The organism is Fulvivirga aurantia (assembly GCF_009711475.1).
Lineage (GTDB): Bacteria > Bacteroidota > Bacteroidia > Cytophagales > Cyclobacteriaceae > Fulvivirga > Fulvivirga aurantia.
Genome location: NZ_SMMD01000891.1, coordinates 1 through 14046 on the forward strand (window position 1 = coordinate 1; position 14046 = coordinate 14046).

General features: G+C 40.4%; 12 protein-coding genes. 7 read left to right on the forward strand and 5 right to left on the reverse strand.

The window, feature by feature from the left end; genetic code table 11:
* Positions 1 to 11: 11 nt before the first annotated feature.
* Both E1176_RS15140 and fumC read right to left on the reverse strand, forming a co-directional pair.
* The gene (locus E1176_RS15140; protein WP_155211541.1) at positions 12 to 659 is read right to left on the reverse strand and encodes an SPOR domain-containing protein; all 648 of its coding nucleotides are present in this window, start codon (positions 657 to 659) and stop codon (positions 12 to 14) included.
* A 63-nt stretch (positions 660 to 722) separates the two neighbouring features.
* Positions 723 to 2123 (reverse strand): class II fumarate hydratase, encoded by a 1401-nt coding sequence (gene fumC, locus E1176_RS15145; protein ID WP_155211543.1) that lies wholly within the window; start codon positions 2121 to 2123, stop codon positions 723 to 725.
* A gap of 216 nt (positions 2124 to 2339) precedes the next feature.
* On the opposite strand from fumC, the gene E1176_RS15150 reads away from it, so the two are divergent.
* The 4 genes from E1176_RS15150 (at position 2340) to E1176_RS15165 (ending at position 6517) form a co-directional block, all read left to right on the forward strand.
* Positions 2340 to 3047: a LiaF transmembrane domain-containing protein gene (locus tag E1176_RS15150; RefSeq protein ID WP_155211545.1), complete on the forward strand. Its 708-nt coding sequence runs from the start codon at positions 2340 to 2342 to the stop codon at positions 3045 to 3047.
* 3 nt (positions 3048 to 3050) lie between these two features.
* Positions 3051 to 4103 (forward strand): sensor histidine kinase, encoded by a 1053-nt coding sequence (locus E1176_RS15155; RefSeq protein ID WP_155211547.1) that lies wholly within the window; start codon positions 3051 to 3053, stop codon positions 4101 to 4103.
* On the forward strand, positions 4100 to 4843 hold the full coding sequence (locus E1176_RS15160; protein ID WP_155211549.1) for a LytR/AlgR family response regulator transcription factor: 744 nt from the start codon (positions 4100 to 4102) through the stop codon (positions 4841 to 4843). Before E1176_RS15155 ends, E1176_RS15160 begins: the two co-directional genes overlap by 4 nt.
* 144 nt (positions 4844 to 4987) lie before the next feature.
* The gene (locus E1176_RS15165) at positions 4988 to 6517 is read left to right on the forward strand and encodes a S8 family peptidase (RefSeq protein ID WP_155211551.1); all 1530 of its coding nucleotides are present in this window, start codon (positions 4988 to 4990) and stop codon (positions 6515 to 6517) included.
* A gap of 126 nt (positions 6518 to 6643) precedes the next feature.
* Here E1176_RS15165 and lgt read toward each other — a convergent pair whose 3' ends face one another.
* Both lgt and E1176_RS15175 read right to left on the reverse strand, forming a co-directional pair.
* Positions 6644 to 7477, reverse strand: a complete 834-nt coding sequence (gene lgt, locus E1176_RS15170) for a prolipoprotein diacylglyceryl transferase (RefSeq protein WP_222933160.1) — start codon at positions 7475 to 7477, stop codon at positions 6644 to 6646.
* 41 nt (positions 7478 to 7518) lie between these two features.
* Entirely contained in the window at positions 7519 to 8046 is a 528-nt protein-coding gene (locus E1176_RS15175) for an RNA methyltransferase (RefSeq protein ID WP_155211553.1), read from the reverse strand.
* Positions 8047 to 8168: 122 nt separating this feature from the next.
* Here E1176_RS15175 and mutS point away from each other — a divergent pair, with 122 nt between their 5' ends.
* From mutS to E1176_RS15190, 3 genes are all read left to right on the forward strand, one after another.
* Positions 8169 to 10775 (forward strand): DNA mismatch repair protein MutS, encoded by a 2607-nt coding sequence (mutS, locus tag E1176_RS15180; RefSeq protein ID WP_155211555.1) that lies wholly within the window; start codon positions 8169 to 8171, stop codon positions 10773 to 10775.
* A 126-nt stretch (positions 10776 to 10901) separates the two neighbouring features.
* A complete protein-coding gene (locus E1176_RS15185) occupies positions 10902 to 11858 on the forward strand; it encodes an acyl-CoA desaturase (RefSeq protein WP_155211557.1) in 957 nt (318 codons plus the stop codon).
* A gap of 133 nt (positions 11859 to 11991) precedes the next feature.
* The gene (locus E1176_RS15190; protein WP_155211559.1) at positions 11992 to 12579 is read left to right on the forward strand and encodes a M48 family metalloprotease; all 588 of its coding nucleotides are present in this window, start codon (positions 11992 to 11994) and stop codon (positions 12577 to 12579) included.
* 5 nt (positions 12580 to 12584) lie between these two features.
* Here the strand turns inward: E1176_RS15190 and E1176_RS15195 are convergent, their stop codons facing one another.
* Positions 12585 to 13880, reverse strand: a complete 1296-nt coding sequence (locus tag E1176_RS15195; protein WP_155211561.1) for a DUF2059 domain-containing protein — start codon at positions 13878 to 13880, stop codon at positions 12585 to 12587.
* Positions 13881 to 14046 lie beyond the last annotated feature (166 nt).

The following is a 14046-nucleotide window of genomic DNA, read 5'->3' on the forward strand; positions in this document are numbered from 1 at the left end:
TGTGTTTCTAATTAAGAATCAGTAGCAGGCTTTTCTGAAATTACACCTTCTAACACATCTTTGATAGGCACTCTGGTACCATCTTTATAAGGCACGATCCAGGCGTCTTTAACACCCATTTCTCTTAAGTACTTTTTAAAAGTATCGGCTTCCCAGTAATCTCTGAACTGACCCAGTGTGATCTTCTGCATGTCATCAGCAGTTTCCCCACCAAAATTAGGGTTGTTTTCGAAGTATTTAGAAAGGTCTTTATTTCTAAAAGCGCCTATTTGTACTTTAAATACTACACCGTCAACCATTTCACCACCTGCCGACATTGCCGGGCTCTCGCTCTGAGTTTCTTTAGCTTTTCTGGCTTCGGCACGTGCCGCTGCCAAATCGCTTCTCAGCTTTGTAAGGTCATCCTGCAACTCGCTTATCTTAGCATCTTTGTCACTTAGCCTCGACTGCATCGCATTGTTCTCACTCTTAAGGCTATTTACCTGTCCTTGCAAACTTTGGTGCTCCTCCACAAGGTTCTTCAATGCCTCAGGATTCTTTTTATACTCCTTAGCTTTATTCTTCCATTCCTTTTGCTCATCCTTAGAAAGCTGAGCGAACGAAGTGGTAAAGAAAGCTCCTACCAAGACGAAGGTGAGTATTGCTGATAATTTTTTCATTTGATTTCTATTTGTCTAAAACTGTCGAAAATATACTCAATATTATTAAATAATTAAAAATAATTAGCTTTTGAGGCTGCCTACCATGTCTTCAGGCTTTACCCATTTAGCAAACTCCTCTTCTGTGAGAAAACCGGACTTAACTGCCTCCTCTTTAAGTGTAGTGCCATTTTCATGTGCTGCTTTGGCAATCTTTGCTGCTTTTTCGTACCCAATGTGCGTATTTAGTGCTGTTACCAGCATCAAACTGTTGTTTAAGTGCTGCTCTATATTTTTCTCATTAGGCTCGATTCCTACCGCGCAATTATCGTTGAAAGAAACACATGCATCTCCTATCAATCTTGCAGACTGAAGAAAGTTAGCCGCCATCATTGGCTTAAATACATTAAGCTCGTAATGGCCCTGTGTACCACCTATTGTGATCGCCACATCATTACCCATCACCTGAGCGCATACCATAGTAAGTGCTTCACATTGTGTTGGGTTTACCTTACCCGGCATAATAGAACTTCCCGGTTCATTGGCAGGAATGTTTATCTCCCCAATACCAGCTCGCGGACCAGAAGCCAACAACCTGATATCATTTCCAATTTTATTTAATGAAACGGCCAGTTGCTTCAAAGCGCCATGTGATTCTACGATGGCATCATGAGCGGCCAATGCCTCAAATTTATTTTCTGCTGTCTTAAATGGTAGCTGCGCAAAATCTGCGATAAATTCCGCCACCGTTTCCGCATATCCTTCAGGCGTGTTGATACCTGTTCCTACCGCAGTACCTCCAAGTGCTAATTCACTCAGGTGGTCCAATGTATTTTCTAAAGCTTTAAGGCCATGGTCTAATTGTGATACATAACCAGAAAACTCCTGACCCAATGTAAGCGGTGTGGCGTCCATCAAATGGGTTCGGCCTATTTTCACCACGTTCATATAGTCCTGAGACTTCTTGTGGAGCGTATCTCGTAATTTTTTTACACCAGGCATGGTAGTTTCTATCACCATTTTATAACAAGCGATATGCATACCTGTAGGAAATGTATCATTAGAAGACTGTGATTTATTCACATCATCATTCGGGTGAATGGTTCGATCGCCTTCTCCTAATTTATTACCAGCCAATACATGCGCACGGTTGGCGATTACTTCATTGGTATTCATATTAGACTGCGTACCACTACCAGTCTGCCAGATCACTAGAGGAAATTGATCATCATGCTTGCCTTCCAAGATCTCATCGCACGCTTTTCCTATTAAATCACGCTTTTCTTCACTAAGCACTCCCAATTTGTGGTTGGTATAAGCAGCTGCTTTCTTCAAGTAAGCAAAACCATAAACCACTTCCAGAGGCATTGAAGCTTCCGCTCCAATTTTAAAATTATTTCGTGACCTTTCGGTTTGGGCTCCCCAGTATTTATCTGCGGGTACTTTTACTTCGCCCATCGTATCTTTTTCTATGCGATAGTCCATATGTATTGTATGTGCTTTATTTTTATCTTTTTGCGCTAACAAATTTAGAAAATAAAGGAAAAGAATCTTACAGAAAGCGCCATAAGTGTAGATACTTCGAAATCTTGGCGGTATTGTTTTCGGCATTTACCGATATCCTGTCGGCACTTACCGATTTGTGTCAACGAAATATAGCCGTAACAGGTAAAATTGTATAGACATTAAAACAACAAAATCATGAGTGGACAACAACAAACAGACAAAAGAGTATGGTTCGGTCTCATACTAGTAGTCATCGGAGGTTTTTGGTTATTAGATAACCTGGATATAATACCTTACTACATTCCACATTATTTAATCAGCTGGAAGACATTTCTAATTGTGCTAGGTGCTTACTTTATATTTGGGAAAAATAAACCCGAGCCCGGTATAATTATGGTAGGCATAGGCTCTATCTTTCTACTTCAGGATTTCGACCTTTTTAGAGTCAGGGATATCTGGCACATCTTCTGGCCTTTGGCTATCATCTTAGTTGGTATCTCCCTTATTGTGAGAAGAGGCGGTGGGTTTGGCAAAGGAGCCAGAGACGAAAAAAAAAATAACATAGACTACCTTGATGATACTGCCATATTTGGTGGTGGTGAGCGAAAGATTGACTCACAGGAATTTAAGGGTGGAAAAATCACTGCAATATTTGGTGGCTCAGATATAGACTTCAGAAGTGCCAACTTAAGTGAAGGAGAAAATGTACTCGATATCTTTGTAATGTTTGGGGGTACAGACATCAAAGTTCCACCAGACTGGACAATAGAAGTAGATGTATTTGCACTCTTCGGTGGATTTAGCGACAACAGGTCATCTGCTTTGAAGGTAGTGCCAGACAAAACGAAAGTACTGAGAGTAAAAGGTTTTGTAATGTTTGGGGGTGGAGACATCAAGCTTTAAAAAATGAAGCATCCGTTTAAAGGTCAGGGATTCATATATTATATATTGGCATGGGCGATAATCATTGTTGCCCATGCCATGGTTTTAAACCTTTCGTATCAGCTTCCTTTAAAAATTTCTATAAGTGATGCTGTTGTTTGTAACCTATTATTAGCCGGCCTGGGCTTTAGCTTATGGTGGGCGATACAGTACTTCAAACCTTCTAACCAAAGCGTGCTGAGTATGATGAGCACCTTTGCGGTAATAGTGGTTTTGGGTACATTTTCAGTCAGCTTTATTTGCGATACGCTTCTTTATCAAATTTATAGTGATCAAGCTCAGTACATGGCTTTCTCAGCCAATGTAAAACCCTGGAGACTTGTAACCAGTGGTCTTTATTTAAGCGTAATTATTCTTGTTTATTATTTGCTAAAAAACTCTTTTAGCCTTAGCGAAAAAGAAAAGCAAGAGGCCGAATTACAAACCATGCTGAAGCAAAGTGAGCTTGAAATGCTTAAGTTTCAGATTAACCCTCATTTTATATTCAATAGCCTCAATTCCATCAGCTCACTTACCATCAGTGACCCTGACAATGCAAGGGAAATGGTGATTAAGCTATCTTCATTTTTGAGAGGATCACTAGGACAGGAAAATACCGAAACACACAGTTTGCAAGCAGAGCTCGAGCAAATGAACCTTTACCTGGATATTGAAAAGGTGCGCTTTGGAGATAGGCTAAAAGTAAATCAACAGATAGATAAAGAACTTCTATCCTTACAAGTGCCTAATATGATCTTGCAGCCTTTATATGAAAATGCTATCAAGTATGGTGTATATGAGCAATTGGATGCCGTAACTATAGATACTACTTGTACATTAGAAAATTCTCGCCTGGTAATAAAAGTCTCTAACGACTATGACTCTAATGCGGCTGTACAAAAGGGAAAGGGTATTGGCCTTAAAAACGTGAGAAGCCGACTAGAAATCATTTATGGATTTCCCGACCTGGTGACTTTGGAACGTGGAAAAGATAAGTTTTGTGTTAAATTAGAAATTCCTCAGGGCATAACAATATGATCAAAACGGTAATAATAGATGACGAGAAACTGGCCAGAGATGTAATCAAGGCTTATCTTAAAAAAGAAAGTAACATAAATATTGTAGCTGAGTGTGCCAATGGTTTTGAAGGCATGAAAGCTATTCAGGAGCACGAGCCTGATCTCATCTTTCTGGACATTCAAATGCCTAAGCTCACGGGTTTTGAAATGCTGGAAGTACTGGAACATAAGCCCGTGATTATTTTTAGCACCGCTTATGATGAATATGCCATTAAAGCTTTTGAGCTGAATGCAGCTGATTATTTATTGAAACCATATTCCGAAAGCCGTTTTAAAGAAGCATTAAAGAAAGCGACTGCTAAAATAGAGCAAAGTGAGAGCGGTACTGCTATCGAGAAAATCATGCAAGACCACAAAGAACAGCAAGAGTCTTTGGATCGGGTGGTGATACGATCTGGAAGTAAAATTCTGATTATTTCTATCGATAAAATAGATTATTTTGAGGCTCAAGACGATTACGTAGCCATACATAGCGAAGGCAACAAGTATCTTAAGCAGCTCACCATGAAATGGTTGACTTCGGTTTTGCCTGAAAACGAATTTGTGCGTGTCCACCGCTCCTTCATAGTGGCTGTGAGAATGATCGATAAATTAGAAGCTTACTCCAAAGACTCATTTATTGCCATTTTAAAAAATGGAGATAAGGTTTCTGTTAGCCGTTCCGGATACCAACAGCTCAAAACCGTTCTTAATTTTTAGGTTACCGCAGATCAAATGGTAGGTTTAGGTAGGTGAGAAATCACTTGTAAATCCCCTTATTTTTTTCGAAATTATAAGAATAAAATACGCTGCATGCATAATAAAGCGTATTGTATTTAATTAATCAACCTAAACCTAAACCAAATGAAAAACCTCAGAATCCTTCTGATCCTGATGGCCTTTGTGCTATTCAGATGTTCGGAAGACACCACCATGGTTGCCCCTGAGCAACCCCAGGAAGACATCATTTCTAAAGCAGAAATCGACAACATCATCATCAACTCATTGCAGCAGAATGATGAGTTTAACTGGTCTGACGCTTCAGACAAAGTCATCTGGAGTGCGCTCATTCATGGCGACTCAATAATTACAGTGGGTTATCAGCCTGATGGATCCGGAGACATTAACTCCAGAATGGCTGAAATAGATGTGAATGAGCCTAATTGGCAAAAAGCATCTGATCAGATAATTACCGATGCTGTGGAGTCAGTCAGACTTACAGATGAAGATGTAAGCCGGAATGAAATTGTCATTCGCTCTCATGAAGTACTACCTTTTGTGGAAATGAAAATCACTGATTTACAAACAGTGAAACAATTAAGATCAATGCCCAATGTACGTTACGCTGAGCCATTAGGCTATGAAGTAGACTTCAGCACAGCCACCTCTACGGGTAGGGTGGAAAGCAGCAAAGGCTGTAGTAACTCATCAGACTTTGGTATCCCGAGTTCTGATTATACTAACATAGCTCCGGGAGCAAAGGCTTCTTGGCATTTGACTTCAAATAACATTACTAATGCCTGGAGCTCAAGCACAGGCGCTGGTATTACTGTAGGTGTAATTGATACAGGTCTTTCACCAGATCAAGCTAAATTGAATAATGAGTTTAATTCTGGCTATTCGTCTGGCAGATATGTCAATAAATACGGTTTCTATGTAAGCTCGTGGTGGTGGTGGGCCAACCCAGACGGGCCAGATGATGACTGTGGACATGGTACCGCTATGGCAGGAGTCATAGCCGGCCCGCGTAGCAACAGTGGATCTTCTGTAGGTGTTGCCTATAACTCCAATCTTGTAGCTGTACGAGGTACAGGTGATGTAGTAATCAATGGTAGCAAAGAAAAAACAGGGGTGTCGGATGCGTTGGTATTTTTAGGCAACCGTAGCGATGTAAAAATCATCAGCATGTCGATAGGTGATGTTTTCTCTAACTCAAAAGTAGCTGATGCAGTAAGGTACGCTTACGGAAAAGGCAAATTGATATTTGCTGCAGCCGGTACCTCAACCACATTTACCAATTGGTATGGAGTGATTTTCCCAGCTTCGATGAGTGAAACTGTTGCCGTCACGGGCATTAAGGAGAGTGGCTACCAGCGCTGTGATGTATGCCACTCAGGAAGCAAAGTTGATTTTACTGTTGTGATGGAAAGAACCGGAAGCAATAATCATCCGCTTACATTGTCGATGAGTGGCAACCAACCTAGCACTGTAGGTGGTTCTTCTGTGGCTACCGCTACGGCTGCAGGAATAGCAGCTTTGGTGTGGGCTAAAAACCCCAACATGAGCCGATCTGATGTGCTCAGTAAAATGACCAACACCGCGGACTTATATCCCAATAGAAGCTCCAGCTTTGGGTGGGGCACATTAAATGCTGCTGCGGCCGTAAATTATTAACATTAAAAAACTAAACTGGTCTGAAGTCGTCTGGTCTGTGTGAGATCGGACGACTTTTTTATGACATTGAATTAGCTGGCTAACTCAAAGTCACTCAGCAAATTTTGTTGATGAGTCTTTATAACTCTAAGAATAACTGCTGGATTCTTTTGTTTTTCTTAGCCCCCTAATAACAAATACTATCCCAATCAAAATAAATGGAATACTTAAAAGCTGACCCATATTCAAAGTCAATTCTTCTTCAAATGCTACTTGATTTACCTTAGTCAATTCTATAAGCAATCTTGCGGAGAAGAATAATATACAACCCAATCCGAAAAAGAACCCATTTTTAAAACTTTCTCTTTTGGTTTTATAAAGAATCATTAAAATTCCAAAAATGATAAGGTATGAAATGGCTTCATATAGTTGAGCAGGATGCCTAGGCACTAAGTCTATTTTTTCAAAAACCACACCCCAAGGTTTTGTAGTTGGCAAACCTACTATTTCAGAGTTCATGAAGTTACCTAATCTGATCAGGGCAAAACTCAGACCTGCCACAACCGTAATCAGATCAGCTACATGTATCATGGAATGCCGTGTCTTTCGAGAATATAAGTACATGGCAAGTAATAGGCCTAGCACTCCACCATGACTGGCTAAACCTCCCTGCCATATTTTTAAAATATCAATCGGATTATTGAGATAATGTGAAGGTTCATAAAATAGACAATGACCTAGCCTTGCCCCCACTACGATTCCGATAACGCAGTACGTTGTCAATTTATCGAGGTTTTCGGGTAAAAGCTTTTCTTTTTTAAACATCCAGCTTAAAATATTGACACATAGTAATATTCCTCCAGCAAAAAATAGCCCGTAATACCTAATTGAAAGCCCAAAAATATTTATTATTTCCGGGTCAGGGTTCCAATGAATATAGCTGTTGATGAGTTGCATTAACAATAATAATATTGAAATCACCGGGTGATTTTAAGCCACTCAATGAATATTAAATAGTTAGGTTATTTCAACTTATTGTAAAAATCCCAAACCACTATTCCCAAACTCACTGATATGTTGAGAGAATGCTTGGTGCCATGCTGAGGAATTTCAAGACAAATATCGCTCTCTGATACTATCTCATCTGAAACACCAAAAACTTCATTGCCGAAAACCACGCAGTATTTTTGTTCTCCTTCGGGTTGAAAGTCATTTAGCATAATGCTTTTATCAACCTGCTCAATTGATACTATTGTGTAGCCATCAGCCTTCAATTGCTTGACCAACTCAAGTGGATTTTCTACATGCTCCCAGGCCACAGACTCGGTAGCGCCCAAAGCTGTTTTTTGTATATCTCTGTGAGGAGGTGTTCCGGTAATACCTCCGAGGTACAATTTTTCTATTAGAAATGCATCTGAGGTTCTAAAAGCCGACCCCACATTATTAAGACTTCTAATGTTGTCTAGCACAATAGACACCTTCAGCTTGTCAGCCTCCTTAAATTCTTCTATCGATTTTCTATCAAGCTCTTCGTTGGCCAGTTTTCTCATGCTGCAAAAGTAATAGATTATACTTTCTTATTAATCACCAGTTTAAGCTCAATCCTGCAATCAATCACTATTGCAGTTACTTCTAAAAAAATGAATCTTTGTAGCCTAATAGCAAACTCATAATGGCCAAAGCAAAGACCGCAAAAGAAACTCCTTTAATGAAGCAGTACAACGTGATTAAAACGAAGTACCCTGGTGCTATGCTGCTATTTAGAGTGGGTGATTTTTACGAAACCTTCGGTCAGGATGCTATCACTGCAAGCAAAGTGTTGGACATTGTGCTTACCAAGCGTGCCAACGGAGCCGCATCGCATATTGAGTTGGCGGGGTTTCCTCATCACGCCCTCGACACCTATTTACCAAAATTGGTAAGAGCGGGTAATAGAGTCGCCATTTGTGATCAATTAGAAGATCCTAAGTCTGTAAAGGGAATTGTAAAGCGAGGAGTGACTGAGCTGGTAACTCCGGGTTTGTCTTTTAATGACAATGTGCTCGAAAAGCGACATAACAATTTTCTTGCATCAGTATTTTTTGGAAAAGACAAAGTAGGCGTCTCTTTTTTAGATGTCTCTACGGGGGAGTTTATGGCTGCCCAGGGCTCAAGACAATATATTTCTAAGCTATTTCAAGGCTTTGCCCCTTCTGAGGTCATCTATAGCAAGGGTTCCAAAGCAGAGTTTTCCAACCTATTCCAGGATGAGTATAATACATTTGCCCTCGATGAGTGGATCTACAACCATGATTTTGGGTATGAAAAGCTCATCAACCATTTCAAAACCTCATCGCTCAAAGGTTTTGGTATAGAAAACTTACAAGAAGCGGTGATTGCCGCTGGTGCAGTGCTTCATTATCTGGAAGAAACCGAGCACAAAGACATTAAGCATATTGCTTCCATCAGTCGTATTGATGAAGAGAAGTATGTGTGGTTGGATAAATTTACCATCAGAAATCTCGAGCTTATTTACCCACAGCAAGATGGTGGTGTACCTCTTATCGATATTTTAGATCGCACAGTGACCCCAATGGGTGCCCGTTTATTGAAAAAATGGGTTGTGCTTCCCCTAAAAGAAACCGCTGTAATTGCTGAAAGACACGAAATCGTAGACACTTTCCACCAGGATAATGAGCTACTTGATGAGGTGCAAAATAGTCTTAAACAAATAGGAGATGTAGAGCGACTTATCTCTAAGGTGGCCGTTGGTAGAATTAACCCCAGAGAGGTTATTCATCTAAAGAAAGCCTTGAAAAACAGCCTCCCCATCAAAGAGGCATTGGCTGCCAGTGGAGCACCACATTTGGAAAAACTAGCCGACCAGATCAACCCATGTGAGTTTCTTTTAGAAAAGATTGAAAAAGAACTTCAAGACGATGTTCCCATTGTTTCTAACCAGGGCAACTTAATCAAAGAAGGCATCGATGAGGAGCTTGATGAACTACGCAAAATTGCCTTTTCTGGTAAAGACTATCTCGTACAAATACAGCAACGAGAAATAGAACGTACAGGTATTCCTTCTCTGAAAATCGCCTACAACAAAGTCTTTGGCTACTACCTTGAGGTGAGCAATGCTCATAAAGACAAAGTGCCTACGGAGTGGATTAGAAAGCAAACCCTTGTAAATGCTGAACGCTACATTACCGAAGAGCTTAAGGTGTACGAAGAAAAAATTCTTAGTGCAGAAGATAAACTGGTCGTAATTGAGCAAAAGCTTTTTCATGAGCTTGTAATCGCTGCCGCTGATTATGTCGAGCCTATTCAAAAAAATGCCAAAGTACTCGCTATGGTCGACTGTTTGAGTTCATTTGCCATTACTGCAAGAGAAAACAAATACATAAGGCCTGAAGTAAACGACACTACAACAATCGACATCAAAGCCGGTAGACACCCGGTGATTGAGAAGCAATTGCCTTTAGGTGAATCTTATGTACCCAACGATGTCTATATAGACAACGAACAACAGCAGATACTCATCATCACCGGCCCTAACATGGCTGGTAAATCTGCGCTACTAAGGCAGACAGCACTCATCGTTTTGCTGGCACAGATGGGTTCTTACGTACCGGCCAAAAGTGCATCGGTAGGTATTGTTGATAAAGTTTTTACCCGTGTTGGCGCCTCTGATAACCTGTCTAAAGGTGAATCTACTTTTATGGTAGAAATGACTGAAACTGCTAGTATTCTCAATAACCTAAGCGACAGAAGCCTGGTCTTGATGGATGAAATTGGCCGAGGTACAAGTACATATGATGGTGTATCTATCGCCTGGTCAATTGTAGAGCACCTGCACAACCATCAGGACTTTAGAGTTAAAACACTTTTCGCCACACACTATCATGAGTTGAATCAGCTTTCTGAAGACTTTCCACGCATCAAGAACTTCAACGTCTCAGTAAAGGAAGTCGGAGATAAAATCATCTTTATGCGAAAGCTCAAGGAAGGGGGTAGTGAGCACAGCTTCGGTATCCATGTGGCACAACTTGCTGGTATGCCAAACAAGGTAGTGATCCGCGCTAATGAAATCATGCACTTTTTAGAAAAAGACAAGCATAAAAACGATACCCGAAAAAAGCTCGAAGAAGTACCAAAGGCGACCTATCAAATGAGTCTATTTGAAGCTGACCCGCGCTTTAAACAGGTACAGGAAATGCTCGATGCATTAGATATAAATACCATCTCCCCGGTGGAAGCGCTACTTAAGCTCAACGAGATTAAGAAGACTTTGGAAAAATAATTTTGTCTGATGGTTTCTCTAACGAACCATAAAATCGCTCTTGTTGTTGTGTAAACTCAATAAAACAGTGGTGTTAAATTATTTTGTAATTTTGCACTTTATTTACCAAGCTCAAATTGAGCAATTATGTCACAACAAACACTAAAATTAGAAAAGAGAAAAAAGCCGGTTCTTAAACAGGAAATAGCTTTTGCAATCGTCCATTTGCTTCCATTAGGAGCACTTTTAACAGGCGCTACACTTTTCGACTGGATCGTTTGTGCTGTACTTTATTTCGGCCGAATGTTCTGGATTACCGGAGGATATCACCGGTATTTTTCACACAAATCTTATAAAACCTCACGGTGGTTTCAATTTGTAATTGCCTTTATGGCACAGACTTCTGCTCAAAAAGGTGCATTATGGTGGGCTGCTCATCATAGACATCACCATAGACACAGCGATACACCCAAAGACCCTCATTCGATGAAAATTTATGGTTTTTGGTATTCTCATGTTGGCTGGATAATTGGACCTGATTATAAAGAGACAGATTATAAAACCATTGGTGATTACGCCAAATACCCTGAGCTGGTTTGGTTAAATAAGCATTACCTCGTGCCTCCTGTATTTTTAGCATTACTGGTAACTGCAATAGGAGCCTGGGTAAATGGTGGTAGCCCGTTGCTTATGTTTACGCACCACGGTCTTTCTACCTTATTCATTGGCTTTTTCCTTAGTACAGTGATACTTTACCATGGTACATTTTCGATCAACTCGATCATGCACAAGTTTGGTAAACAGCGTTATGAGTCAGGTGATGAGTCGAAAAACAGCCTTTGGCTTGCGTTACTTACCATGGGTGAAGGCTGGCATAACAACCACCACTACTATGAGGTGGCTGCGCGACAAGGCTTTTTCTGGTGGGAAATCGACTTTACCTATTACGGGCTTAAAATGTTTAGCTGGCTTGGTTTGATACATGACCTCCGAGGAGTACCCAATCATATTAAGTACTCTAAGAACAGAGCTCACGCTAAAGAATTGGCTGCTTCGCTTAAGCAGGGCAAAGTGACCGAAGAACAGGTAAGAAAATCAGCATAGTATTATTTAAAGAACACATAAAATTTAGGTTACCTTCTGCTATCCTAACTTATTGATACCAAGGAGGCTTTATATTTTGACGAAACAACTTAAGACATATCTTTTACTTACAGTTTTGTGCTTACCACTTATCGTGCAAGCGCAGAGTGTTGAACGAAGAAATTTAAGTTTTCAAAATAAAACCGTACCTGCATCACTTTCTGAGGAGATAAAAGAAGCCCTCTCGTATTTCCCAGAATTATGGAAGACCAAAATCGATTTTGTCTTTAGAGATAATATCAAAAATGCGGTGATGCAGGCTCAACCCAGAGTCAGGACCCTCTTCAAAAAGAAAGTAGCTAGAACTTATAAAATCAAGATCAGTAAGTTTCTAAAATTAGGCGATCAGATTAAACCTATTGAAGAGGTGCCACACGATATACTTGTCGGTTGGTTGGCCCATGAGCTTGGTCACGTTATGGATTATGTAGATCGCAGTTCTTTTCAAATGATTGGCTTTGGCTTTAATTACCTTACCTCACGAGCTTTTCTTAAAAATGCCGAACTCGAGGCTGATCGTTATGCAATTTCCCACGGGTGTGCCGACCTGATCATCAAAACAAAAAAATATATCCTTAACCATGAGCATTTACCTGAAGACTACAAGGCAAGAATTGATGATCTGTACCTCTCACCAGAAGAGGTAAGGCTAATGGAAGAAGAGCTAAACACAGACGGTTAGGCCAATTATTCTTCCCTCAAGCTACTGGCTGTGTTGGGTGTGCTGAGTAAGTCTCCAAATACCTCCCATCGCTTTTCCGGATTATCTACAATACCACCTTTTGATTTCACATAATTAGCCACCAAATCTTTACCCAGATTGTAATTGATCACGTAACTGCGGTACTGATCAAAAAATCTTGTGCGTTGTAAAGCACGATCCGGAGCATAAAGCAAATACTTTTCTAACCATCTCGCAGCCTCTTCCCGATCGATTTCACCATTGAGATATTTTCTTGCAGCCTCATTTCCAGCATAGTTCAAATCCCCCATTAAACTGAGAATTCTGTAATATTTATCTGCCTGAGCAGCATCCAGTCCTGCTATCGGAAACAGCACTTCTTTTTCATATTGCACCCTTTCTTCACCCGGAAAGGCCACATCGATACCGTAATTAGCACTGCCCTCAGCTATCAACGATTGGGGTGAAAATAAAGGATAGACAGAAAATTCTTTCCAACCTTTTTCATTAACGAGGTTTTTCTCAAGCAAGGCATTAAAGACATGGTGACCCGGGTAACCTTCGTGACAAGCCAGATCAATGGCTCGCTGTATAAAAATGGGAAAGTCGGTATTGATTTGTATTAAACTCTGACTATTGCCCTGATAATAGTTATAGCCTGACCAGCTTTTATCATTAACATATTCAAGCACAAAATTCTCATTGTCAGGCAACTCATAGTGAGCATTGGTTCTCTTTCTGGCTTCTGCGATTGCTACCTGAAATACAGTATCCAACTTATCTTTAGGTATGATAAACTGATTGGCAAACTCATTATATCGCACCGATAGATCTCCTTCACCGGGTAGTTCATTTTCAAGCTGAGATAATAAACTGTCGAAGTGCGCCAGGCTATAATGAGGCGGTTCAGCATCATACAGCAATTTGGCTTCTTCATCAAAGCTATACTGCTTACCAGACATCATTTCTAGTTTTGTCTTAACAGCGAGTAGCTGCTTACCCAGCATGGTGTGACGGTCTTTTTCAAGTTCACTAAAATTTTCTGTTTCTACCTGAGCAAGCTGATTGATCAACTCATCGGCACGTGATAGAAGGTCACCCGGTAAACTATCCTTTTTTTCTGTGATAGGTTTCCACTCTTCCGGGCCATAATAGGCATCTACAAAATCACTATCATACTGCCCGATTTCCAACACTAGTTTTACATAGTCTTCTGCAAGCGCATCCATGGTGGGTTTTTCTTGGGGAGGTGTGCAGGAAGCTAGAAATATAGTAGCTATGAATATGTAAATAAACTTCATTTCTCAATTGTCTGGTCAGGGGGCCAATTTAAAAAAAAGAAGTTAGAAATGCCTAACATCCCACTCAATCGAAAATGGTTACAGCGGTTTAGAATAGAGTGACACTTTAAAAGCAAAAACCGTCTCCCTTTCCGTCCCCCTTTAAAACAGAAAAGCCTGATAATCG